The 25,354-nt window shown below is 43.0% G+C and carries 23 protein-coding genes; 8 read left to right on the forward strand and 15 right to left on the reverse strand.

Annotated elements, in window-relative coordinates:
• Positions 1-3: 3 nt before the first annotated feature.
• Entirely contained in the window at positions 4-426 is a 423-nt protein-coding gene (locus tag AC0L6N_RS08490) for a universal stress protein (RefSeq protein ID WP_473480480.1), read from the forward strand.
• A gap of 179 nt (positions 427-605) precedes the next feature.
• Here AC0L6N_RS08490 and AC0L6N_RS08495 read toward each other — a convergent pair whose 3' ends face one another.
• The 3 genes from AC0L6N_RS08495 to AC0L6N_RS08505 form a co-directional block, all read right to left on the reverse strand.
• Positions 606-1,013, reverse strand: coding sequence for a response regulator transcription factor (locus tag AC0L6N_RS08495; protein ID WP_473480482.1), 408 nt, complete (start codon positions 1,011-1,013; stop codon positions 606-608).
• A 137-nt stretch (positions 1,014-1,150) separates the two neighbouring features.
• Positions 1,151-1,789: a response regulator transcription factor gene (locus AC0L6N_RS08500; RefSeq protein ID WP_011574902.1), complete on the reverse strand. Its 639-nt coding sequence runs from the start codon at positions 1,787-1,789 to the stop codon at positions 1,151-1,153.
• Entirely contained in the window at positions 1,779-2,975 is a 1,197-nt protein-coding gene (locus AC0L6N_RS08505; protein ID WP_473480484.1) for a two-component system sensor histidine kinase NtrB, read from the reverse strand. Before AC0L6N_RS08505 ends, AC0L6N_RS08500 begins: the two co-directional genes overlap by 11 nt.
• 202 nt (positions 2,976-3,177) lie before the next feature.
• Between AC0L6N_RS08505 and AC0L6N_RS08510 the strand changes: the two genes are divergently transcribed.
• A complete protein-coding gene (locus AC0L6N_RS08510; RefSeq protein WP_473480486.1) occupies positions 3,178-4,035 on the forward strand; it encodes a cation diffusion facilitator family transporter in 858 nt (285 codons plus the stop codon).
• A 33-nt stretch (positions 4,036-4,068) separates the two neighbouring features.
• Here AC0L6N_RS08510 and AC0L6N_RS08515 read toward each other — a convergent pair whose 3' ends face one another.
• The 3 genes from AC0L6N_RS08515 to AC0L6N_RS08525 all read right to left on the reverse strand — a co-directional run bounded on the left by AC0L6N_RS08515 (position 4,069) and on the right by AC0L6N_RS08525 (position 5,962).
• Positions 4,069-4,374: a chaperone modulator CbpM gene (locus tag AC0L6N_RS08515; RefSeq protein ID WP_473480488.1), complete on the reverse strand. Its 306-nt coding sequence runs from the start codon at positions 4,372-4,374 to the stop codon at positions 4,069-4,071.
• A gap of 4 nt (positions 4,375-4,378) precedes the next feature.
• Entirely contained in the window at positions 4,379-5,341 is a 963-nt protein-coding gene (locus tag AC0L6N_RS08520; protein ID WP_011574906.1) for a DnaJ C-terminal domain-containing protein, read from the reverse strand.
• A gap of 156 nt (positions 5,342-5,497) precedes the next feature.
• Positions 5,498-5,962: a c-type cytochrome gene (locus AC0L6N_RS08525; protein ID WP_473480490.1), complete on the reverse strand. Its 465-nt coding sequence runs from the start codon at positions 5,960-5,962 to the stop codon at positions 5,498-5,500.
• Between the two features lie 367 nt (positions 5,963-6,329).
• On the opposite strand from AC0L6N_RS08525, the gene AC0L6N_RS08530 reads away from it, so the two are divergent.
• The gene (locus AC0L6N_RS08530) at positions 6,330-6,914 is read left to right on the forward strand and encodes a GNAT family N-acetyltransferase (protein WP_473480492.1); all 585 of its coding nucleotides are present in this window, start codon (positions 6,330-6,332) and stop codon (positions 6,912-6,914) included.
• A gap of 272 nt (positions 6,915-7,186) precedes the next feature.
• On the opposite strand, the gene AC0L6N_RS08535 is transcribed toward AC0L6N_RS08530, so the two are convergent.
• Positions 7,187-8,068, reverse strand: coding sequence for a universal stress protein (locus tag AC0L6N_RS08535; protein ID WP_473480494.1), 882 nt, complete (start codon positions 8,066-8,068; stop codon positions 7,187-7,189).
• Positions 8,069-8,483: 415 nt separating this feature from the next.
• Between AC0L6N_RS08535 and AC0L6N_RS08540 the strand changes: the two genes are divergently transcribed.
• A complete protein-coding gene (locus tag AC0L6N_RS08540; RefSeq protein ID WP_473480496.1) occupies positions 8,484-11,612 on the forward strand; it encodes an ATP-binding protein in 3,129 nt (1,042 codons plus the stop codon).
• 94 nt (positions 11,613-11,706) lie between these two features.
• Here the strand turns inward: AC0L6N_RS08540 and AC0L6N_RS08545 are convergent, their stop codons facing one another.
• Genes AC0L6N_RS08545 through AC0L6N_RS08555 form a run of 3 tightly spaced genes read right to left on the reverse strand, consistent with a single transcriptional unit; the run spans position 11,707 to position 12,967 of the window.
• Positions 11,707-12,009: an ArsR/SmtB family transcription factor gene (locus tag AC0L6N_RS08545; protein ID WP_011574911.1), complete on the reverse strand. Its 303-nt coding sequence runs from the start codon at positions 12,007-12,009 to the stop codon at positions 11,707-11,709.
• Positions 12,010-12,014: 5 nt separating this feature from the next.
• On the reverse strand, positions 12,015-12,488 hold the full coding sequence (locus AC0L6N_RS08550) for a DUF6691 family protein (RefSeq protein ID WP_473480498.1): 474 nt from the start codon (positions 12,486-12,488) through the stop codon (positions 12,015-12,017).
• The gene (locus tag AC0L6N_RS08555; RefSeq protein WP_473480500.1) at positions 12,488-12,967 is read right to left on the reverse strand and encodes a YeeE/YedE family protein; all 480 of its coding nucleotides are present in this window, start codon (positions 12,965-12,967) and stop codon (positions 12,488-12,490) included. Before AC0L6N_RS08555 ends, AC0L6N_RS08550 begins: the two co-directional genes overlap by 1 nt.
• A 963-nt stretch (positions 12,968-13,930) precedes the next feature.
• On the opposite strand from AC0L6N_RS08555, the gene AC0L6N_RS08560 reads away from it, so the two are divergent.
• Positions 13,931-14,206 carry a TIGR03643 family protein gene (locus tag AC0L6N_RS08560; RefSeq protein ID WP_473480502.1) on the forward strand — a complete coding sequence of 92 codons (276 nt, stop codon included), beginning with the start codon at positions 13,931-13,933 and terminating at the stop codon, positions 14,204-14,206.
• Between the two features lie 8 nt (positions 14,207-14,214).
• Here the strand turns inward: AC0L6N_RS08560 and AC0L6N_RS08565 are convergent, their stop codons facing one another.
• Together AC0L6N_RS08565 and gnd are read right to left on the reverse strand one after the other, a co-directional pair.
• Positions 14,215-15,030: a TlpA family protein disulfide reductase gene (locus AC0L6N_RS08565; protein WP_473480504.1), complete on the reverse strand. Its 816-nt coding sequence runs from the start codon at positions 15,028-15,030 to the stop codon at positions 14,215-14,217.
• A gap of 607 nt (positions 15,031-15,637) precedes the next feature.
• The gene (gnd, locus tag AC0L6N_RS08570; RefSeq protein WP_473480506.1) at positions 15,638-17,107 is read right to left on the reverse strand and encodes a decarboxylating NADP(+)-dependent phosphogluconate dehydrogenase; all 1,470 of its coding nucleotides are present in this window, start codon (positions 17,105-17,107) and stop codon (positions 15,638-15,640) included.
• A gap of 491 nt (positions 17,108-17,598) precedes the next feature.
• Between gnd and AC0L6N_RS08575 the strand changes: the two genes are divergently transcribed.
• Entirely contained in the window at positions 17,599-18,834 is a 1,236-nt protein-coding gene (locus AC0L6N_RS08575) for a tyrosine-type recombinase/integrase (RefSeq protein WP_473480508.1), read from the forward strand.
• Between the two features lie 96 nt (positions 18,835-18,930).
• Here AC0L6N_RS08575 and AC0L6N_RS08580 read toward each other — a convergent pair whose 3' ends face one another.
• A complete protein-coding gene (locus tag AC0L6N_RS08580) occupies positions 18,931-21,375 on the reverse strand; it encodes a membrane-bound PQQ-dependent dehydrogenase, glucose/quinate/shikimate family (protein ID WP_473480510.1) in 2,445 nt (814 codons plus the stop codon).
• 40 nt (positions 21,376-21,415) lie between these two features.
• Here AC0L6N_RS08580 and AC0L6N_RS08585 point away from each other — a divergent pair, with 40 nt between their 5' ends.
• Positions 21,416-21,565: a hypothetical protein gene (locus AC0L6N_RS08585; RefSeq protein ID WP_473480512.1), complete on the forward strand. Its 150-nt coding sequence runs from the start codon at positions 21,416-21,418 to the stop codon at positions 21,563-21,565.
• A 102-nt stretch (positions 21,566-21,667) separates the two neighbouring features.
• On the opposite strand, the gene AC0L6N_RS08590 is transcribed toward AC0L6N_RS08585, so the two are convergent.
• Positions 21,668-23,440 (reverse strand): alpha-amylase family glycosyl hydrolase, encoded by a 1,773-nt coding sequence (locus AC0L6N_RS08590; protein WP_473480514.1) that lies wholly within the window; start codon positions 23,438-23,440, stop codon positions 21,668-21,670.
• 413 nt (positions 23,441-23,853) lie between these two features.
• Here AC0L6N_RS08590 and AC0L6N_RS08595 point away from each other — a divergent pair, with 413 nt between their 5' ends.
• Complete coding sequence (locus AC0L6N_RS08595) at positions 23,854-24,366, forward strand: hypothetical protein (RefSeq protein WP_473480516.1); 513 nt, start codon at positions 23,854-23,856, stop codon at positions 24,364-24,366.
• A 172-nt stretch (positions 24,367-24,538) separates the two neighbouring features.
• Here AC0L6N_RS08595 and AC0L6N_RS08600 read toward each other — a convergent pair whose 3' ends face one another.
• On the reverse strand, positions 24,539-25,312 hold the full coding sequence (locus AC0L6N_RS08600) for a TatD family hydrolase (protein WP_473480518.1): 774 nt from the start codon (positions 25,310-25,312) through the stop codon (positions 24,539-24,541).
• Positions 25,313-25,354: the final 42 nt, after the last annotated feature.

Below are 25,354 nucleotides of genomic sequence, written 5' to 3' on the forward strand. Positions count from 1 at the left end.
ACAATGCTCGGTTATCAAAAGATATTGGTTGCGTTAGATATTAACAGTCCTGGGAACTTAGTGATGAGCAAAGCGCTCGCAGTGGCTGATTCACCCTCGAAGCTGAATCTGTTATATGTCACGTTTGCACAAACGTATTTCGAACCCTATGGTATTGCGTTTGAAAATGACGAACTAATAAATCTGCAAGCACAATCTGAACGCAGACTAGAAGAAATTGCCGTGACATCAGGGATACCGAAAGAAAACACGCACGTTGCGGTGGGCTCTCCTGCTGATGAAATACACCGATATGCAGAGCGCATTGAAGCTGACTTGATTGTTATGGGTACGCATGGCCAAAGTGGGCTAAAACTGCTGTTAGGATCCACCGCTAACGGTGTACTGCATGGGGTAAAATGTGATGTTTTGGCGGTAAAAGTGTAGGGTACTGAACTTAAAAATAGAGCGTAGCGCCATGTTAGAATGGGCACAGCTAAACGTGGCGAGACGTGCTACAACCTTGGCTAGTGCTATTAAGTACTATTAAGTGTATTGAGAAGTGTATTAAGTAATTAGAAATGAAGGATAGTTTATAGCGCTATATGTTTTGAATGACGCAAAACTCAATGCGGCTTTGCGCCATTTATTATTTGTTGTACATCATGCACCAATACATGCTCTATAAAGGGTTTTTCAATAAAATCAGCAGCGCTAGCTCGCATAGCTCTTACCGCAGTGGGTATGTCACTGGAACTTGCCATAACAATAGTCGGTAAATGAAAACCACGTTTGACGAGTGTTTCTAGTAGCTCTATGCCACTGTCTTTTTTATCCTCGAGATGCGCTTCAATGATCATGCCGATTGCGTCATCACTGATTTGCTGACGCATAAAACTTTCAGCACTGGCAAAACATTGAATCGTTACATCCAGGGGGGAAAGTAATTTTGAAAGCGCCGCCCAAGCATCCTTCTGGTGATCTACCAAATAGATGATTGGATGGTGATTTTTGGTTACAAGAGTACTAATCATAGAGATATTCGACGCACGATTAAAGATATTCTAAGTAAAGATATATCCCACGCCAAAAAGGATGTTGCGCTAGATCAAATTACCGCCACATTAGACGATCTGAATTAAAGATATGAATTATAGATGATGAGTATTGATTATTCTTTAGCCACCACCAGGGTAACAAGTTCAGCTAAAGACCTTACCTGCATTTTGTCCATAACATTTGCACGGTGGATCTCAACCGTGCGTTGACTTAAATTTAGCTCACTGGCTATCACTTTATTTGCTTGACCGGCAATCACTCTATGCATCACTTCAGTTTCTCGCTCAGTAAGAGATTGGCATCTTTTTTCTACCTCTAATGCGTGTAGGGTGCGCTGTTGGTTGTCTCGGTTGACCTGTAAAGCGTGCTGTATGCAGTCGAGCAGAACCTGTTCACGAAACGGTTTCTGAATAAACTCTATCGCGCCTTTTTTCATCGCTTCGACAGCCATTGGTACATCGCCATGTCCGGTAATAAATATGATGGGTAAAGGACATTTGAGCGCTTCTAAGCGCTGTTGGCATTCCATTCCACTCATACCAGGCATGCGGATATCCAAAACAATGCAGCCACTTAGCATACTAATATCGTCTGATGAAAAGCTGTTTAAGAATGCTTGTGCGTTAGCATAAATGGCGTTGTGCACACCAACGGAATCCAACAACATACTGAGAGAGTCAAGTACTGCCTCGTCATCATCAATAATATGTACGATTTGTTCTGTTTCAAACGACGTGCTTTTATTCTTCATTGTTGGTTACTTCATCGGTTTTGTGATTAACGATAGGTTTAGCCGGCAGGGTAAACGAAAAAACACTTCCTTGAGGGCTACCAGGGCTATGCTTTAGTTCACCTCCGTGCGACTGTATGATGGACTGACAAATAGGCAGCCCCATGCCCATACCAGACGTTTTAGTAGTGAAAAAAGGGTGAAAGAGTCGCGCCCTATTTTCTTCTGTTATGCCATAGCCAGTATCGCAAATAGACACTTCCAGATATTGTTCGTTTATCCATTTTGTGTGGATCATTACAGGCGCCGAGGGTTTATCTTCCATGGCGTCAATCGCGTTACGAATAAGGTTAAAGAGGACTTGTTGTAACTGTACTTGGTCTACGAGCAAGCACGGGGCGGGAGCGTTACATAACGTTAGTTTTATGCCATGGTCGAGTAGGCGAGTATCAACTTTCGCTAAATCAATAGTGTCTTGAATAAGGTCATTAAAGTTAATGTACTCTCTTTCTGTATTGCGCTTTTTGACAAATTCTCGTAGGCGCCGAATAACTTCACCGGCTCTTAGGGCTTGGTTACTGATTTTTTCTAGCGTATCAGTTAATTTTTGTTTTTGAGATGCATTGGCTAAGCTGTTTTCGCGCTGCAATAAATTCTTGCACGCTTGGGCATAACTACTTACGGCTGATAAGGGTTGATTGATTTCATGGGCAATCCCTGCAGCCATTTCTCCCATAGTACTAAGCCTGGTTACGTGAGCCAATCTTTCTCGATTAGCAATAGCATCAGAGCGCGCTTGCACTTGATCGGAAATATCACGAATAATACCAACAAACTGTTTATGGCTTGACTCTTTTACTTCGCCAACAGAAAGCTCGATAGGAAATATCTCACCGTCTTTCTTGCACGCCTTTACCTCACGCCCAATACCAATAATCCGTGCTTGGTTGGTTCTCATATAGTTGTCTAAATATTGGTCATGCTCTTTACGATAGGGTTCAGGCATTAGCATCTTAATATTTTGGCCAATTACCTCATGCACTGAGTAGCCAAACATTCTTTGGGCCGCTGCATTAAATAATTCAATCGTGCCGGTATGGTCGATAATGATCATTGCATCGACAGCCGCGTTAAGTAATGCGTTTAATTTGGCGAGGGCATCCGCTTCATCCTGATCAGGGGTAGGTCGCTTATTTATGCTGTCCACAGTGCTCCAAGGCAATCATGTTAAGCCTAATGCTTAGGTTAAATCTCGCTGCCAAATATTATTCGACAATCATTAGCTCTAGATTTTAAAATACCCAAAATTATTATCTTAGGAAAGGTAAACTTCTCTTTATCTGCGTATTTTGGGCGTTTATAGACAGGTAAGAGTGCAGCGACTGGGCTTTTCAAAGGGATCATAAGTAATGAACGTGAAGCGAGTTTTACTAATAGAAGGTTGCGTAAACTTATTTATATGTTGCGTTAAGTTAGTCGTGGGGATCAGCGCTAATTCAGCCGCTGTCATTGCTGATGCGGTACATTCTTTTACGGATGTGGTGAATAACATCATGGCGTGGATGGCGACCAATATTGCTAATTCGCCTGCCGATAAGGACCACCAATATGGTCATCAGAAATTTGAACAGTTAGCAGTGTTTGGTCTTGCTTCTTTGTTGAGTATCGTCGCATTTGAAATGTTAATTAATGCCTACAACCGCTTCGGTCAGGCGGTGGAGCAGAACTACTTAGGGCTTATCGTGCTGACCGGTACGCTTGTTGTTAACATCTTGCTAACGATATGGCAGAGGTACTGGGCAAAAAAGTTAGCGTCAGACTTGTTACAGGCTGACGCTAGCCATACCTTAAGTGACGTATTAACCACAATTGTAGTAATAGTCGGCTGGCAGCTTGCTGCGCGCGGTTACTATTGGCTAGATACTGCTTTTGCTATTCTGGTGTCTTTACTCATTTTTTATTTGGCCTTCAAACTTTTTCAGCGCGCTATCCCAATATTGGTCGATTATAGCGATGTAGACCCTGGCGCTGTTTCAGCTGAAATTAATCGCTTGGATAGCGTCGACTCAGTTATTCGCGTGCGCTCAAGAAAAGTACCGAATGGACGGGTGGCGGATCTTGTCGTCACAGTTGACCCAGAACTCAGCACGGCAGATTCACATCTCATCGCTGATGAAATTGAACGGGTATTAGCCAAAAAATTTAATATTCAAGATGTGTTAGTACACATAGAGCCAAGACACAGCCTAACTGATCATGAAACTTGATGCTTGATAGCTAATTTTTGCCCTGCAGACTGATTATGTTTCTAAGAATCGCGCGAGTTGCCGTTGCAGGGTGTGGTTTTCATATTCGAGTGCTTCTCGTTGCTTCAAAAGCTCAATCACCATCGCCACACCTACCCAGTCAATTTCTAACTGTCGGTTAAGACGAATCGCTTTTTTTAACCAATGCACTGTGGAAGTGTCAAACTTCCAGTCTTGAATTGTATTTCCCTCTACAGGCCGAGCAATGCCAAATTCCACCACCTCTATTACCATAGTCTGGTCAATGTCATCACTTTTACATAGCTCTTCAATGGAAACGCTGAGTATTGACTCGTTCATATTGCTAACTCCATTCTTTTCTGGGATCGAAAGCACTTGTTTTAGCAAGTTCATTCCATAGGGTTAACGTTCGTTCGTCAGGTTCAGGCGGATTAACAATTTTGAGCACGGCAAAAAGATCGCCGTTGCCGGATTTACGTTTCAAACCTTTTCCTTTAATTCGTAATTTTTGACCTGTTTGGCTGTTAGGTTGCACGGTCATTTTGACTTTGCCGTCCAGTGTAGGAATAGTGATTTCTGTACCCAATATTGCTTCCCATGGGGCAAGTGGCAGCGTAATCGTTAAGTCATGACCTTGCACATCGAAAAGTGGGTGGGGGACCAAACGAATATGTAAATACAAATCGCCGTTTTCACCGCCTTGACTACCTTTACCACCTTGCCCTTTAAGACGTATGCGCTGGCCATCTACTACCCCTTGCGGTATTTTTACTTTCAGGGTTTTCTTTTTCTTGACCAATTGAGCGTTAATCACTTCAGATTGCATAAACTCGACAGTTTTAGCAGATGAATGCAGGGTATCTTCTAAAAATATAGGCACCTCAAGCTCAGCATCTTGCCCCGTCATTGGATAATCAGCCCGAGTGTACCCTTGACTAAATGGGTCATTGTGAGGCTGCTGGCGAGAACGACGAGCTGAAAATACAGAATTAAAAAAATCTGAAAAGTCCTCACTATTGCCATCCCAATGGGTATTTTGTGATCCACTTTGCCAACCTGGCGGAGGCGTAAAGCCTTGCTTTTGTCCCGCGCCATATTTGCGAAGCTCATCATATTCTGCGCGTTTTTCAGTATCTTTGAGGACTTCGTATGCTTCAGCAACTTCTTTAAACTTTTCTTCGGCATCGTCTGCGGCATTCATATCAGGATGGAATTCAAGCGCAAGTTTACGGTACGCTTTTTTAATCTCTTTAAGCTCGGCGTCTTTGGCAACACCAAGGATGGCATAGTAATCTTTAAATTCCATTATCTATCTCGTGGTAATCATGCCTGAGGTGCGCAATGCGCACGAACTTTAGGCATACAAGTATTGCGATATATACTAATTATGTCTGATGAAAAGCGCGGCTCTACCGCGTTTAACCTTGTATTGTTTAGTATGAATTTTCTGTGTTACAGCTTCTTAGGGCACTTGATATTGTAGGTAATTAGTATATTGAATCGGTTTAACTTTATATTTTGGTTGTAAAAAAGCCACCACGTCTATCATCTCTGTAACCGTCATAACGTCGTTAAATACGGTCATTTTTGACTGTCCATTTTCATCAACGACAGGCACTAACGCGCGCGAGCGCGGCGCAAGCTCATGTGAGGGGTTTATGATCGAAGTCACAAGCTGAGCATAAGTTTTCACTTTGGCTGATGTGCCACCAAGTGGGATCGGATCAGCAAATACTTTGCCCAAGGCCGCATCGTCATAACCTTCAAGGGTGTGACACGCCAAACACTGGTACTTGTTAAATACTAGTTCTCCGTTTTCTACATTCCCTTTAGGTAGACTAAAGCCCTTAGGTGAATCAGCTCCTTTGCCGCATCCAGCTAAAAACATCACCAGAGTGATTAAACTGATAAACAATAAATTCTTCATGTTAGCACCTTTTAAAATCAGCGATTAATGTTGCTCTTACGCATAAAAAATAACCAAGCCGGGCATAAAAAGGAAGTACCTATCTAAAGCCTTATTGATGCTGATCAAGATTGCTGAAAATTGTGTTGGTGTAAGCATCGTTGGCGTTATTTTCACTGGTATTAGCCGCTCTATGAAGAATAATTGTTACGAGTTTGCCGCTATCTTTTGCCCTTACAGACAGATTGTTGACTTGCCTTACTGGTTAATTGATCGGCGTCAAATTCTCTGTTTCTTTATCAATTAACGTAGATAGGAATAAACCGGCAAGAGGTTGAATCATCTTTAATCTCTTACATAAATCAATGAAGAGAGTGAGTGATTAAAAATGAAAGATACTATGCAAAGTACAGGGCATGCAGATAGCGCTGCATCAACTATCAATCCGTCTCATGTGCCTGGCGAGTTGTGCCATCATATTTTGGATGGTAAAAAAATTACCATTAGGCCTATCAATCTAAAAGATAAAGCATTAGAGGCAGATTTCGTTAAAAATCTATCTGCTCAGACCAAACATTATCGCTTCTTAGGCGGCATTAACACATTATCTGAGTCTATGTTAAAAACCTTGTGTACCATCGATGGTGAAGATTCGATGGCATTTATCGCCACAGAGCACGATCCTATTACTGGGACTGAAAAAGAAATTGGTGAGAGCCGTTATGCCTATACGGGCGATGAAGACGCACATGAGATTGCAATAACCATCAGTGATGCTTGGCAACACAAAGGCTTGGGTAAACTATTGACCGAACATTTAATTGACTATGCAAAAGTACATAATATCGGCTCTTTATACGCCATCGAATTGGCAGATAACCAAGATATGCGAGCGTTAGCGCGCGAACTGAACATGAGTGAAAAGCGAGATCGAGATGATGCCCATCAAGTTATTTACTCATTGACCCTATAAAGTTCAATATTATCAGCCTTTATGTCCCTTTAATCGTTAGCCTTGTTGTTATCGATTAAAGGGGTTCTAAAGGGGGCTGTGGTTTTTATCGCGACAATTGGGCGCAGGGGGGAGCTTAGCAGTGCCTTTATTTAATATCGGATTTGCATGTGCAGTGATGCCGATATTCTTTCATAGTATATACAAAATTAAATTAAGCTCAGATTTGCAAACGGTCTGGACTGCCATCCCCACACCTTCGGGTAAATGGCAATACCAATATGGGTACTAACCTAGGGTTGAATGATCAGCACATCGGTTTTCAGCAAGGTCAAAACGCTTTCTGCTGTGTTGCCTAACACTTTCGCTTTAAGGCCCTTGCGGCCAACACTGCCCATAATGACCAACGCCGCTCCCACATCTGATGCAACACTGGGTACCACTTTATCGGCGTTACCTACTTTAATATGTATGTTTTCTTCTAAGATACCTTGGCTGCCAAACATGGCCTGTATTTTGGGTATGTATTTCTTTTTAGCCTCTTTTAACGATTTACGCTTATCGATGATGCCTAAATCTTTGAGAACAGGTGACAAGGCGAGACTAAAACATACATGTATTGGCATATTGTTCGCGTTGGCTAGCACTTTCCCCGCATCGATCACTTTTTGATTAAGTGCTTGCTTGGTCTTTTTAGTCGAAGCCATGTCAAGAGTGAGCATGATCGATTGCTTTTTGCGCCATTTCTTTTCAGCCACTAAGAGCAATGGAACATTACCGCTGCGTAATAGTTGCCAGTCAGTAGGTACATAGAACGCGTGTTCGCTGCGATGCCCAGTTTTGATAATTAAATCATATTGGTGAGTTGAGCAATGTTTAGTGACCCAAGCGGCAATGTCTTTACTCCACACCATTTCGTCTGTCGTTGATACTGGTAATGACGATTCAGACACGGTTTCATCTAACCACGCTTGGCTGGCGTGGACGATCTTTTGCTTAGCAGTATCGATGTCACTTTTAGACATGCTTTCATCTAGCACGGACAAGCGTTCGTAACAAAAACCGGCTACATGAATTGATGCATTAAACTGTTTAGCCATCAAAGTTGCATGGGCTAAGGCTTGTTGCGAAGAATCCTTACGATCGGCGATAACTAAAATACGCTTAACATTCACTGGGGAACTCCTTGGTTGTAAAGGCAACTTACAATTGCTTTAGTAACTGCTCTATTATCATACTATTTTAATTTTTATACCAAAATATTGTGCTAAAACAAGTTTTTAAACGAAAGCGACAACTAAATGATGGGCTGAACAGCATACGCATTTCGGATGTGAATTCACGCGGAAAACCACATAAACGAAGAGACAATATAACGCCCCTATGACCGAAATTACGCGCCAGATGATGACGTCAGGAAAAAAAATCGCTTTCTACTAAAATATAGAAGGGTAATAAAAACACTCTCATTGAAGCAAAAAAAGACTGCCGTCCCACTGGTCTTATTATACTAAAGTATATAGTCTGTACGTCCTGAATGTTTGGTATTTCGCCAATGTTGTAAGACTCAGGGCTAACTAAGGATTATTAATGGCGCAGGCGATTCCTCCTCTTCGTAGTCAATTTAAATTTCATAAGCATGTACTACCCATAACGTTAGTGGCTATTTTGCTCCTATTGGCCAGCGCAGTGGCGGTTTTCGAATTTCAACTAAGCCAGTCTGTTACAGATGAGTTAAAGAGCACTCTGTCTGCAGCGGGCGATCAAATCAATGCACAGGCTCAAGAGGACATCGAAAATTATCGACAAGATTTACGCTTTCTGCACGCGACTCCACCAGTCAGTGGGTTACCCAGAGCATTGGAACACAACGGTGTTGATCCGCTCGACAACACTACATCTGCCCAATGGCGTCAACGCTTGGAAATGATCTTTTCTGCTTTTTTAACCAGTAACCCTGAGTACGATCAAATAAGGGTGATAAGCGCTGATAAGTCCGCCATGGAGTTAGTGAGGGTTGATAGAGTGGCCGGTAATATTGAAGTAGTGTCACCAGAGCAATTGCAAAGTAAACGGGCCAGTGAGTACGCCCAAAAGAGCGCAGCTTTGTCAGAAGGTGAAATTTACATGTCGCGCATTTCGCTTAACAAAGAGTATGGCAAACTGGATTATCCATATCGACCTATGTTGCGATTATCGCTGCCGATATTCGACGATAGTGGTAAACGCTTTGGTTTCCTTATTGTTAACATTAATACCTTGCCGCTGTTTAGCTCGTTGAGCAATACGTTGGACTCGCCAAACTTTCTAACGTTAACTGACAGTGATGGATTTTTTCTTATCACTCCCGATGAACAATATCAGTACAGTCGCGACCTCTCGCCGGAATTTAACTGGAACTCAGTATTTAGTGTTACAGAAAACATATCACATCGATTTGCACAAATCCGCTATCGCAATAAAGAAGGTGATGTTTTTTACGTATTAGATCAGAAAGTGACGCTCAATGACGATGTGGATGGTGGCTTTCTTCAAGCTAAGTTGATTGCACCAGCGCGTTTCGTTCACGCCATAGAAACAACCAGAAGAACCACGGTTTATGCTTTTTTATTCAGCGCGACAATTGTCATGTTGATTGTGCTCGCCTTTTTTAATCGCAGTGCAAACAAAAGCAAACAGCTAGCAGATGCTCGCGCCGAGTCAGCTGCGATCGTCAGCGCCTCTAAAGATGCGATTATCAGTGTTGATCTGACGGGTAGGGTAAAGAGCTGGAACAATGCGGCCAAGGGGTTACTTAGCTTAAGTGCTGTTGATGTGATTGGCAAAACCTTGATGGAACTTCGGGTATTTGATGACATTGAATTGAGCGATATATTTGACCGGCTGTCGAATAAACACCGCCAATTGAATACTGAAACGCAAATTGAATCACAAGAAAATTCACCAATATTTTTAGCGCTTTCATTTTCTCCTATTGCGAATAGCGAAGACCGGATCGAAGGCATCGCTATTATTGCCCGGGATGTAACTCAAGAGCGCATTGCAGATGAAAAAATAAAACAGGCTAACGCTGAACTTGAGGAAAAAGTCGCCCTTCGCACAGTAGAATTGCAAAAAGCCAGCGGCATCAAAAGTGCGTTTATTTCTAACATTAGCCATGAAATGCGAACGCCCCTCAATGGGATCATAGGCACATTAAACTTGGTTAAACGTGAGCACTTATCTGAAAACCAGCAGCGATATATTGAGATGACGGAAGTCAGTGTCAATACGTTATCGTCGCTGGTAAATGATGTTCTAGACCTGTCAAAAATTGAAGCGGGCAAGTTAGATTTAGATATTAAGCCTTTCAATCCAGTGAATTTAATTGAGAGTCTGTGCGGCAGTATGGCGGTCAAAGCCCAAGAAAAAGGCCTAGAATTTATCATTGATGTGTCAGCCCTAAATTACCAGTCAATGGTTAGCGATCCTCATCGCTTTTCACAAATTTTGACTAATTTAGTCAACAACGCGATTAAATTTACTGAAACGGGATACATAAAAGTATCCGCTCATACTGAACTTGTTAAGGACAAGGTACATTTGCATTGCGCTATCGCGGATTCAGGAGAAGGAATCGCTAAAGAAAACCAGGACAAACTTTTCAGCGCTTTTTCGCAAGCAGACAGTAGCGTTGCCTCGAAGCACGGGGGCACGGGGTTAGGATTATCTATTTGCCGGCAATTAGTCACTTTATTAAAAGGTGAGGTGAATTTTACGTCACAGAAAAACCAGGGAAGCGTATTTTATTTTTCTATCAGCGCAGATGCCAATTTGTGTCAATTATCACCACCTTCCACTTGCTTAGCGAATACCAGCACTGCGGTGTTTATTGAGCATAAAGCGCTATATCAAAGCACTTGCCAGATGATCGAGGCCTTGGGTGGAACGATAACCCCAGCTGAGAGTTTCGATAAAATGTTTGCGGCTGAGATGCCTAGCACTTGGTCAGAGCCGCGAGTAGATTATATTGTGATTGACCAGCAACATCCTGACTTAATGGCGCTGGATGATAAGTGGTTAGAATGTATCGCCATAGATGATGGAAGCGCTAAAGTGGTCTTACTTAAACGTGACGGTGAGCCCACCGCGTGGTTGAAAAATATCAAGCCAACCGTGCTGACTAAGCCGATTTTGCGCACTGAATTTCTGCAAAAAGTAACACGGTTAAATACCGATTCTTCGAATATTGAGGCTGCAAGTGCAAACCGCCCCCCAGAGATTAACGGCCAGATTGAAAACCCTCCCGGTGATTTTGAGAAAATAAAAGGGGCTCGTGTACTGGTGGTGGATGACAACGAAATAAATGTTGAAGTGGCCAAAGGCGTGCTGTCGAGATTGCCTGTGACCTTGCTTCAAGCGACAAATGGCAAAGAAGCCTTACAACAACTGATATTGGCCGAGCGCAGGAATGAAGTCATTCACTGCGTACTAATGGATTGCCAAATGCCCATCATGAATGGATATGAGGCCAGTCAGCGTATTCGGAAAGGCGAAGTAGGGGAGCTGTATAAAAATATTCCTATTATTGCCATGACAGCTAACGCAATGTTAGGCGAGCGAAATAAGTGCTTAAGTGCAGGCATGGATGACTACTTAACAAAACCCGTCAACGAAGACATTATGCAAGAAAAAGTCACTAAGTGGACATTGTCGGTTTATCAGGCACCTCAACGTTAATTTCCCAGATACCAATATCAGAAAATAATTAGAGCCACTTAGTGAAAATTCAAAAGGCCTCAATTAATGACCATGAACGAGGTAGTCGCGCGTTTTAATCTTGGGGCGCGCAGTACAAAGTATACAAGGTATTAATAACCGCTTTTACTTCATCACTGGCCAAAGAATAATAGATCGTTTGGGCGTCACGTCTGGTCACCACTAATTTTTCGCGTCTCAACGCCGCCAAGTGCTGAGATAAACTAGATTGGGGGATCGCCACTTGTTGATTTAACGAGGAAACTGACATTTCACCGTTATTCAATAAGCACAACAACATTAACCTATGCTGATTAGCCATTGCCTTCAAGAGCGCTGCGGCTTTATCTGCGTTGTCGCGCATATCATCAAGTGTCATATGGGTTATCCTAATTTTTTGCTCATTTTAGAGGCGCTAATCATACCAACTACCATAGAGAGTATGAAAGCATATATACCCATATCGCCACTGGTTATGTTGGTTAATGCAGGCCCTGGGCATATTCCGGATATTCCCCACCCGATACCAAACAGCAATGCACCGAAGATCAGCGGTTTATCGATGTCAGTTTTTGTTGGCAGATGAAGTGAGCTACCAAGTACCGTTCTATTTTTGGGTTTAACGAATGCCCAATACAAAGGCATGTACACGGATATTCCACCCATCATCACAAAGGCGAGGGTTGGCTCCCATGCACCAAATACATCAAGAAAGCCAATGACACGAGAAGGGTCAACCATAGTTGAAATTGTTAAACCGGCGCCAAATAAAATCCCCGACAACAAAGCAACTAGATTATACGTCGACGTAGAAACCTGTGATGTAACCGCATTGTTACGGGCATTAGTCACTTGCATTATGCACCTCCAAACAGGTGTTTAATCATTGCAACCGTGATAATGGCGGAAACCATAAACACACAGGTTGCGGTAATTGAGCGACCAGATAATCGACTAATACCGCATATACCATGGCCGCTGGTGCAGCCTGAACCCAAGTTAGTACCAAAACCCACTAACAAACCGCCAATTACCATCAATGATATATTGATGACATTGTTGCTACTCGCACTAAAAGCATTGGGAAAGGTATCAGGCAATGAAAAGCCAAACACACTTGTGATCAATGGCGCAATCACTAACCCAAGAATGAAGAACCAACGCCATTTGTTGCTCTCGCTATTGTTATTTTTACCACCACTATTCTGACTAAAAATAGCGCCGAAGGTGATACCGGAAATACCGGCAATTCTGCCATTAAACAGCATCAGCGCAAAAGCACCTAAGCCAATTAAACCGCCGCCTAAAAAGGCCTGTAGAATCAAATTAGTGTTCATATTTAGATAAACCAGGTTATAAATATCGTTATTCGTAAATATACGATATTAAGGCGGCAATTTAAAGTGGTAGTTATTGCAAAGGTATATTGTTGCGTAAATATAAGGGCGTCAATCGAGTAATACGTCATTGAGCGCTTCGATGTCTCATATCATTGCGCAAACCGATTTACGTCATATCTGCTGATGGCTCATACCAAGAATTGGTCGCTATGCATGAGGGTTTAGATTCATTTTAGAAATGTGATTTTCAAAAAATGTGATTTTCATAAGAAGCTGCTTCTACGGGAATTGATATTTTCGCGTGTTAGCAACGATGACAAGATTTTTAACAGTATTACTTGAATTATACAAATTTGGGGGGCATTCCATAAGGCCGAAAAAGCAGGCGCTAACGACTATTGGAATGATGCACAGACTGCTCGAAGATATTACGCAAGCGGATAGGTAATAAATAGTGCTGTGCTAAGTCGACACTGTAATTCGCATCTTAGGCCAAACATCAGCACAAATGAAAATGCTATGTAATGCGATAGCTGCTTACGCCGGTAAACGTGAAAGCGTGCACGACTAGTTCAGATTATAAAAATGATGAATCTGCAGTGAGCCCAAATGCTAGCACAGATAATAATATTAATATTCGTATAATGTATATTATGTTAAATTAACTATATTAAGCGCTAAACAAGCTGGTACTCAACAGCGAGCGAAAAGCGTGCCCTTCGAAAATAGAATTTTTAATCTTATTATAAGTTGTTCGGTTTACTGCCCAGCATACTCATGGCATCAGACTTATTCACTAAAGACAGCTGTTCGCTATAAACAGACCAATGTATTTCGCGTACTTGCGCACTCACCATAAGCATAACTTAGCGTATCAAAGTGATCTTAGCTGTCGCTGATTGTCGTATACAGTCGCTATGAAAAATGCACTATCACACGGTGCGCTTTAATAGAGGCAATATGAACTTGGATGAACACAACTCAATGTCACCAGAGATATCACGCATTATCGAGATGGCCTGGGAAGACCGCACACCGTTTGAGGCTATTCATCGGGAGTATGGTTTCAGTGAGTCACAAACCATTAAGCTGATGCGTGCTAACTTACATCACAGGGCATTTAAAAACTGGCGAGCCCGTGTCTCGGGACGTAAAACTAAACATCAGAAAATACGCAATCCGTTAGTGACCCGCGGTTATTGTATGTCCCAATACAAAGTACGCTCTGGGAAATAACAGTAGCGTTACTGAGTACTCTTTTGGGTTAAATTTTGCAACTCAGCCTGTAAGCTCGCTGCAGATACCTCGCCAAAGTGGCTGGAAATCATCTCGCTACTTGCATCGTAAAATAAGGTCATGGGTAAACCATGAGCCCCCATCATTGTGGCGATATCTCCTTTAGTGTCGAGTAAGACATGATTAAAATGTAAATCGATCTCTGCTAGAAACTCGGTGACCACATCCGCGGGCTCTCTTTGATTTAACATAATAAACTTGACGCTTGGGAAACGTTGTTCAGCGCTGTAAAGCACCGGCATTTCGCGTCTACAAGGTCCACACCAAGAAGCCCAAAGATTAATCACTGTTATATTTTGATTCGAGACGTGTTGCAAATTAACTGAAGCGCCCTGTGGTGTATTGAAGGCTAAATTAGGAAGTGCTGATTGTTCATTGCCAGCGTTGATAACTCCTTGAATACTGGTAAATAGCAGGACCGTTGTCGCTGCACCCGCTATCAGTATTTTTCGTTGCTGCGGGTGCCGGTGTATTTGTAACAACAGGATGAGAAGACCTGCAATGAAGCTGGAAAACATATCAAAACCACGGTCACGTATATCTAACACTTGCCATAGCGAGTCGTAACTATCGAAAAACTTAATGACAAATACAATCCTGCCTACCACCAAACTGTAAATGACAATGCTGACCAGGGAGTCACCAACGGAAATACTTTGTTTTCTGCCTAAAATAGCCACCACTAACAGCCCTACCATGAGGCTAACCAGCAGAATAATAGGAGATACAGGAAGCGCGAAAGAACCGAATGTGATTGATGACAAAAGTGGGCCCTTACTGTTTGTGATAATACATTGAGAGAAATTAGCTAAAACACAGGTATAGCGCCAATTGGCATTCTAAATTGACTGACTGCTGTGGATTACACTTGAATATCGGTAAATTGTATCACTATTCTCGACTTTATCTCCATGTCAGCGGCAACCCACAGGATGAATTCTGAGACGGCAATGAATGATTGCAATGTGTATTACACCCATATAATTAGCGTTATACGGGTATGAAGATCGATAGTAAGCCCTTTGTATCTATCGTTTTATTAAAGCGAAATTTTGAGTGTGATTAATTTATCCAGACTACATAAACGGATAGGCTATTTCTTGCACTACACACCAGATGCCTAGTTGGAGCGCAGCGTAAATAAGCTATTATTAATGCTTAATATGCCTGCAGAACGCTTTAAGAAAAATGTTGAATAACGTGATGATAAAACTAAGATAAATTTGAAGTTATTAGATGAATAGGCTTGCTGAAATCGCGATCCGAATGGGATACATCACTCAATATTAAATGAGTTAAGAGCAGCATGTCCCCTGCCCTTAACTCATTATATTGGTTGACGTTAGTTAGGAACTAAACGTTAGTTAAACACTATACGTCGTAAGTGGTTGAGGCTGTATCGCCACCACGACCCGTCCAATTGGTGTGGAAAAACTCACCTCTTGGCTTGTCAGTGCGCTCATACGTGTGGGCACCGAAATAGTCGCGTTGGGCTTGCAACAAATTCGCTGGAAGGCGCGCAGTTCTAAACCCATCAAAATAGGTTAATGCTGAGCTTAAGCAAGGAATGGCAATACCATTCATTACTGCAGTGCCAACCACATTCCTCCACCCTGCTTGAGCAGATTCCACGGTGTCTTTGAAATAAGGCGTTAGCAATAAATTTTCTAGCTTTGGATTGGTATCATAAGCTTCTTTTATCTTGCCTAAAAACGCTGAACGGATGATACAACCGCCACGCCACATTAGCGCGATACCGCCATAGTTAAGCTCCCAGCCGAACTCTTTTGCGGCTTCTTGCATTAGCATATAACCTTGAGCATAGGATACGATTTTAGCAGCAAGCACTGCTTGGCGAAGGTTTTCGATAAAGGCTTCTTTATCTCCGGTGAAGTTAACCTCAGGTCCAGTCACAACCTTGGATGCTTCTACACGCTGCTCTTTCTTTGCAGAAATACAACGAGCAAATACAGAATCAGCGATTAACGTCAACGGTACGCCCAAATCCAGTGCGGTCACCCCAGTCCATTTACCCGTGCCCTTTTGTCCTGCTGTATCGAGGATTTTTTCAACCAGAGGTTCACCGTCTTCATCTTTAAAGGCAAAGATGTCTTTGGTGATGTCGATAAGGTAGCTGTCTAATTCGGTGGTATTCCAATGCGCAAATACTTTTTGGATCTCATCAGAGTTTAAGCCAAGTACTACTTTCATTAATTGGTAGGCTTCGCAGATGAGTTGCATGTCACCGTATTCGATGCCGTTGTGCACCATTTTTACAAAATGACCCGCGCCAGCATCGCCGACCCAATCACAGCAAGGAACAACTTCGTTACCATTTTCATCAGCCACTTTGGCTGAGATAGCTTGGAAAATATCCTTAACTAATGGCCACGCTTTTTTTGAGCCGCCAGGCATAATAGAAGGACCCTTTAAAGCCCCCTCTTCGCCACCAGACACACCCGTACCGATATACAATAAGCCTTTGCTCTCTAAATACTCAGTTCTGCGATTTGAATCTGGGAAGTGTGTATTGCCACCGTCAATGATGATGTCGCCTTCGTCCAGAAAAGGAATAAGCTGTTCGATGAAATCATCTACAGCTTGGCCTGCTTTGACCATCAGCATCACTTTACGTGGAGTGGCAAGAGATTCCACTAAGGATTGTACGCTGTCTGCACCGCGGATATTTTTACCTTTAGCGCGCCCGCCAATAAATTTTTCAACCTTTGAATAACTTCTGTTATAGGCAGTTACAGTGAAACCTTTTGATTCCATATTAAGGATCAAATTCTCACCCATTACGGCTAAACCGACTAAACCGATGTCCGACTTGCTTTTCATTTCACATTCCTTAATAACGTGTACTGAGTAAAAAAACGCATACCATTATTGCTAAAACAAGGCATGGCTATTAAATCTGATTGGCTTATAAACACTGCATGATTACTGGGGGCAAAAGCGCAATTTATCAAGGTCAACTTTCGCTCTGTGCCCAATCAGTTCAGTGTTTCGATGAGTAACCGCGTAATTTGAATAATCTCTCATCACCGAACGACGTTTTATTCGACAACTTGGTGACGACCAACCCGCCGTGATCAACATTACTATAAGAAGGTTTCAGGTTATCTTACTAGGCTACGGTTGAAGAGTATGACATTTACTGCTGTTAAGACGCCAGTTACAAGAGCGAAAAAATTGTTTTAACGTTAAATTTAGCCCGTAATTAATCACCCCGAGCATGATTTCGCCGCTAATTTTGTATCAAGCCCTATTAACTGTATTAATATACAGTTAATATGCCGTAATTCGTAAACATTGCTTACTGTTAATTCATGTCAATTATATTTATGCCGCTATTTCCTCATGCTGAACAACTGGACGTGGGGGTTGCTTATATTAATCAACAAGTGATGGACTTTGACCTATCAATAAAGGACGCCGCCTACAGTTACGAGTTAGCCATTGAGTATTTGAGTGAGAACCGTTTTAACGCTAACAACTTTAAGTCGATCCGTAGTGAACTAAATCTTTTATTTAACTGGGCGTGGCGGGTGAAACAGCTCTCTATTGCTGAAATAGACAGAGTACAATTACGTAAATTCGTGGATTTTTGTAATCAGCCGCCATCAGAACTCATCACACATGCGTCATACCCGTTCTTTGTCGCGCACAAGCAAGACGGCACAATTGAGCCTAATCCGAAATGGCGGCCGTTCGTATTACGAGACGCAGCACGCTATGTGCGAAAAACATCCACCTTGAAAGCACAGCTGTCTTTATTAAGCGGGTTCTTTTTATTTTTAAGTGACATGGAATACTGTGATAAGAATCCTGCGGCTGTGTTGTTGCGCAGGCTGAACGTAAATAATACGCACGTTATCGAGTCTTCTGATGATGAAAAAGCGTTGAGTGAATTGCAATGGCAGAGTGTCTGGCAGCAGGTTAATCATCTTGCGGATACTCAACCAGAAAAACACCAACGCACCCGCCTACTTTTCGCCATGTTGTACTTGCTCTATCCGAGGGTCTCTGAAATAGCCGCTAGGCCTGGCTATACGCCTATGATGAGCAGCTTTATACGCCACAGAAGCGGGCATTGGGTGTTTAAAATTCCACGTAGTAAAGGTGGCAAAAGCCGTATGATCCCCTGCCCTGATGAGTTAATTCAATGCTTGAGTCACTATCGACGTTATATAGGACTCAGTGATTTGCCTTTACCTAATGAACAAGTTCCCTTGTTTGTGCGTCACAAAGCCGGGACTCACGGGCGCGAAACAGGCATTTTAACCGCACAGCTAGGTATCGAATCTATACGTAGTATTGTGCGCTTCGTGTTTGATACTACAGCAGATAACTTAGAGGAAACGGCACCTCAAGAAGCTCATGAGCTTAGACAATTTAGCGTTCATTCGTTACGCCATACAGGAATTACCACCTCGATTACTGCGGGGACGCCGCTACAAGTGGTGATGAAAAACGCGGGGCATGCTGACTTATCCACGCTTTCAATTTACATCTCTACGGATATTCAACAACAAGCTGAGGCAACAGTGCCACGTAAATTATAAAAGCAATTTTTACTCTCACGGGCGTACTTTTTTAAAGAGTAAGCCCAAGAAAGCTTGGGCTTTTAAATATAGCGCTTGTTTTGAAGCCAGCCTCGTTTATTCATCTAGTGCGTAAGCGATGACATAATCCCCTGGAGGCGTTTCCATAAAATGATGCCCCGCAGCAACGATAACCAAGTAACTTTTACCATTTTCTCGGTACATCATTGGGTTCGCTTGACCGCCAGCGGGTAACTCGTCTTGCCACACTGTTTGCCCGGTATTGATGTCAATAGCGCGGATAAGGTTATCCGTCGCTGCCGCTATGAATATCAAACCGCTTTTAGTCACAACGCTGCCACCATTGTTCGGCGTGCCTATGGTTATTGGTAATCCTGATGCAATACCGAAGGGACCATTGTTGCGAGCGGTTCCCAGAGGTCGATCCCATAAGGTTTTTCCATTTTCTAGGTTGATAGCGCGTATCCCACCGTAGGGTGGTTGTTTGCACAGTAGTCCAGTCAAAGGCAAACGCCACCCTGCATTCACATCAACTGCGTAGGGGGTTCCTTGCTGAGGGTCTCCAGCACCTTCGGCTCCTCCATCATCATGATCCATTTCGTCTCTCGGTTTCCACCCTTTTTTATTGGCTTCCTCACGCGAAACGAGTCGGTTGTAGTTTGGCATATCATTGTAATTTGCAATCAACACACCTCTTTGCGGGTCGATGGCAACACTTCCCCAGTCTGATCCGCCGTTATATCCTGGGTATTCAATCCAATGCTGTTCTGTGGTTGGTGGCGTGTAAATACCATGATAACTAGCGGTTTGAAATTGAATACGGCATGCCAGTTGATCGAACATAGTGACCCCCCACATATCTTTAGCGGTGAGATCTGGCTTACGTAGAGTATGAAATGTTGAAAATGGCTGCGTGTCAGATCGCAACTCCGGTACCACTCCCCCGGAAGGTACTGTGCGCTCCTCAACACCCGTTAGCACTTCGCCGGTTTCACGATTGAGTATGTAAATGTCCCCTTGTTTGCTCGTTAGCACTAATGCTGGAACCTGACCATTATTGGTAGGGTAATTAATTAAGCTAACTTGTGAGCCTAAGTCGTAGTCCCAAACGTCTTTGTGTACTGTTTGAAATGACCACGCTGGTTTACCGGTATTTACGTCCATGGCAACAAGGGACGTGGCATATTTTAGTTCTGCTTTAGTGCGTGAACTACTCCAGTAATCGGCAGATGAATTACCCATGGGTAAATACGCTAACCCTAAATCGTTATCACCTGTAGCTGAGGTCCACATATTGGGTGTGCCTCGTGTATATGTTTCTCCTGCAGGGGGTAACTTATCAATATTAGGTTTGACCATGTCCCACGCCCAACGAAGTTCTCCGGTTTGTACGTCAAATCCTTTGATCACGCCTGATGGTGCGTAACGTTTTTGTCCATCTAAAACTTGGTGCCCAGTGATGATCACACCTTTAACAATCACTGGAACACCCGTAATAGCAACAAAGCCACTGGGGGTTTTGCCCATATGTTCCTTGATATCAACTTCACCTTTATTCCCGAAGTTAGAACAAGGTTTACCTGTTTGCGCATCTACTTCTATGATCCTCCCGTCTAACGTGCCACTAATGATCCTTTCGCGACACGCTAGTAAGCCGTCTGTAATGACGTTCGTACTGTTTTCGTTTCGTTTCTCAATATGAACTTCCTCAGTGGGAGGTACTTTATAATAAGCTACACCTCGGCATGCTGCAGTATAGGGTATGTCTTCGTCAGCTACTTTGGGATCATAGCGCCATATCTCTTTGCCATTCTGTGCATTCAAGGCGATTAATTTATTCCTTGCGGTACACAAGTAAAGTTTGTCATCAATTTTAATAGGTGTCGTTTCAGCGCCGTAGCGTTTAGAGGGGATGTCTTTTGTCCTGTATTGCCATGCTTTTTTTAAAGATGTGACGTTTTCAGGTGTTATATCGGTCACAGGTGAATACCTACTGGCATGGTTATCTCGACCATACACGGGCCAGTCATCAGCACTAATATCGTTTATGCCGTTTTGGTTTCCAAGCTTGATCAAGCTACTTCCTGCTTGAGGAGCCGTGGCATTGTGAGTCCAGCCTGTGGGTACGAAAGCCATACTAAACGCGCCAACAAAAATTACCGCGAATGCCCCTGCAAGAGAAAGGCTCGCGCGTTTCGAAAACCCCAGACTAGGCAGTAAGAACGCGAGAACAAAACAAAGGACTACGGGCACGCCCATACGAGGAACCCATCGCCAATAATCTGTGCCTGACTCCCAAATAGTCCACCCTAGCGTACCGAAAAAAAGCAGAGTAAAAACCCACAAGCCTAAACGTTGCTTAAAGTAGAGTAAGGAACTACTTAATATTAAAGTTCCGCCTGCGATAGCGTAGTAATAAGAGCCGTTTTCGGCGACTAACCAAACGCCACCTATTGCTAAATAGAGTCCGATGAGAAAGCTAACCACTGAAAACATTCGCAGCGGCCAATTAGATATGCGTCGGTTTGAAGAAGAAGACATTTAGCGTTTTCCTTTTTGAGATAATTAAAAGAGTGACTGAATGTCGAAAACTGACGTGCGACATTGTAGTAAGACGGCACAAATTGCTTATTTTATGACTTCAATCAAGGCAGGTGGTGCAAAGCATGCACCACACTTGATGAGCCAGAAATTGGGAGGCACAGGGAAAAAGTACCCGCCTGAAATGTAATAATTTCAACGCGGGGGTAATAATTACCAATAAAATTTAGATGAAAGGCTTAATGAGCACATCTTTATTCAAATGCACCAGCTTGAGCACATTTAATGGTCATTACCGTTTCGCCTCGAAGATCAACACTTGGTATTCACCAATATTCAACTGAGTGGCGTTATCCTCACCATGCTCAAAATGAAATTCATTCGGTTCATGATAACCATTTTGCCAATTGAACAAACATTGCCATTGGGCATTATCAAAATGGCTTAATTTATAATTATCAAAGCGCTGATTCTTAAAGTTTATAATCACCAGCAAAGGCTCGACTCCTTCTTTTCGTTCACCGCGCTGATACGCCAGTACTTTGTTCTGGTGGTCCATATGAGTGATATTAAGATGTACACTTTGCAATGAGGGATGCTCTGTACGCAAGGCTATTAGTCTTGTATACGCCTTATGAAGTTGCGGGAATTGTTGTTTACGAGACCAATCGATGGGATCTTTGTCATCAAACCATAAATCTTCAAGCAACTCTTGGCCTTGAAACAACATAGGGGTGCCAGGGGCCGTGAGTGTTAGCGCAGCACCAATAGCAGAGCGCTGGCGTGCAAAATAGTCTTTATCAACATTACCGGGGGCTATTTCTTCCGCCAACCGTGCGCTGCCATTAGCCACTTCATCATGAGATTCAACATACACCACACGACTTAATGGATCACCAGAGTATTGCCTGGTTAATGCTTTTTCGACCAAATTTAGATCTCGGCTATCATCTTCAGGTTGTGTTAGTACATCTCTTATTGGATGAACAAAGTCTGCATCCCATTGCGCGGTATATCCTAACCCACCATGTTCAGTTTTATCTGTTACAAAATCGTTTCCATGTAGGTCCTCTGCGACAACGATTTTCCCGGGGTGACGACGTTGAATTTCGCTATTTAACCAACGAATTAAATCGTATGCTTCTTCAATTGCATCGTCCGGATCCTCAGAGCCACTGACTGAGCGCATGTAGGGGATCATGTCCATGCGCAATCCATCAAGACGGAACTCTTCCAGCCACATCATTGCGTTATCGTATATGTACTGGCGTACTTCTGGTCGGCCATAATCGGGTCTTGTGTCACCCCATGGCGTATCACTGCGCCAATCGTTATAAAAGTAGATCCCACCTTTGTTATTTTCAGACCATCCATCAAATTGCCATAAATGAAGGTCGCTTGGTCCAAAATGGTTGTAGACCACATCAAGCACAACAGCGATGCCTCTAGCGTGAGCCTCGCGTACCAGATCTTTTAAACCATCAGGCCCGCCGTAAGCCTCCTCCACCGCAAATGGGTATGCCGGGTTGTAACCCCAACTGAAGTCACCCGCAAATTCATTTACCGGCATGACTTCAATACAGTTAATGCCTAGCTTTGCGAGGTAGTCTAATTTTTCGATGGTACTTTTAAAGGTACCAGGCTCATTTGCTTCGCCGGTTTCACCGATAGCTTTGCAGTTAAACGTTCCTATGTGGAGTTCATAAATAACAAGAGCGCTTCTTTCTGGCATTTGAAAGGGGGGGGCGGGCCACTGGTAATCGTCATCATAAACGACTGATGCGCCCACACTGTTCGTTAGTAATCGCGCTCTAGGGTCGTTGCGTTTAAGCACATCACCAGATTGCGTGGTAATACTAAATTGGTATTTTTGATGATTCTTTAACTGGGGAATTTGACCAATCCATACACCATCATTTTCAAGCGTAAGAGCAACGCCCTTCTCACTCCAATCATCAAACTCACCGCGGATAGCTACGGCTTTGGCGTTGGGCGCCCATAGCGCGACTTCATAGCCTTTATCTGATTTGAATAATCCCATGGATGCAATGCGTTCTTTTGACATAAAAGGTCTCGATAAAGGAAATAGAAGAACTGTGCACTAAGCGGAATACGCGCCAACTTGGTGGATTTTTAGTTTGTGAAATAGATTTGCGGTCGGCTTATTGATTTTGTTGGTCTTATTTAACCGTTATTCGTTCAAACATAAAACTTACAGCAAATTTCTTAAACGGCTAATACCGCATTCAGATGAGTAAAATTTTCACTGAAAGAGTAATTTTGTCGTCTATCAATCCCCTATATAAACCCAAACAATTTGTTAATTGCTCCACAAAATACGCTGGACAGCGTTAATTTGCGATGAGTCGAGCCGCGTGCTTATCACTATGTTTAGAGGTATGAGTTTTGCAGCGCTCTTACCACTGAAAGCACATCCATTTTGCTGTGAGAAGATGAATAATTTAAAAGGAAATCGAAATGAGCCAAGAAATCAGAGGTAAAGTAAGTGCCATTTATGGTGACGAGGTGGCTGCTAAAAATGCAGCATCAGCAGTGATGCAGTCAACAGGCCTGTTACATGATGAAGTGAGTATCGTGGCACCCCATGATCCACATTTTGGTGAGAAATTAGAGAACGACGACAAGAAAGTCGGACTGTTTATGCTAAAAGCCCATATGGGGTTAGCCCTCATGGGTGTGGTGTTAGGCGTTTTCTGCGGTGTACTGTTAGGGTTTTATGGGCCCGCTTACACCCAAACCAGCCCAGTATTGACTGTTATTGCATTAGCCATCTTAGGCTTTTTTGTAGGCCTGATGATCGCTGGGTTGGCTTCGCTAAGACCAGATCAGGACGCAGTCGTTAATCAAACTCGTGATGCGACCTCAGCCGGAAAATGGGTTGTGGTGGTGAACAGCCCTTCTCATGAAAAAACCGAAAAAGGCTATAACGTTCTGAGTACCTCAGCTGAGTCAATATCAACGAGTTTGTAATACCGCTCCAGTAAATAACTGGCCACTCAACGCCGTGATTTATCACAATGGGTATGAACGCAGCCCAGACCAGACATCGAGGGTAATACTTTTAACTACGGCTAGAATATCCGATTGATCTAACGATGCCGCGCATTATGCGGTACGACTAAATCAAATAAACAACCAATCACTAGATGGTTCTGGGGATATTAAATAAGGTATAAAAGTTTTCAGTGGTGGCTTTGGCCAGCTCATCCACGGAAACTCCTTTTAGCTGAGCAATGAACTCCCCTACTTCTCGTACGTAACCGGGTTGGTTCTGCTTACCTCGATAGGGAACAGGCGCGAGCCAAGGGGAGTCTGTTTCAATCAGTAGGTTTTCCAGTGGAATTTTCTTAACCACGTCTTGTAATTCTTGGGCACTCTTGAAGGTGACAATCCCTGAAATAGAAATGTAAAACCCTAATTCTATAGCCGCTTGAGCCATTTCCCAGTCTTCTGTAAAGCAGTGCAACACACCACGTGTGTGAGGCGCTTTGTATTCTTTCAATAAGGAAATGGTGTCTTGGCGCGCATCTCGTGTATGAATGATCAAAGGCTTATTCAATTCGTTGGCTACTTTTATGTGATCGACAAAAGATGTTAACTGCACTTCTTTTGTATCTGCACTGTAAAAATAATCCAAGCCTGTTTCACCTATCGCGACGATATTCTCGGACTTGGCCATTGTGAGTAACTCTTCATAAGTGCAAGCCTCATCTTGGTGAAGTGGGTGTACACCACAGGATGCTGAAACGTTATTGAAGGGTTTAATGGATTGCATCATAGTTGGAAAGTCATTGACAGACACGCAAACACACAGGAAATGCTCGACACCGCGCTGCTGTGCAAAATGGATGACTTCCGCTAATTCTTCTGGGCTTTTATCTAATCGGTCTAAGTGACAATGTGAATCTACAAACAAAGAATATTCCTACTTTAAATCGTTAATCTAGTATCAAGCAAA

The organism is Paraglaciecola sp. G1-13, assembly GCF_055809255.1.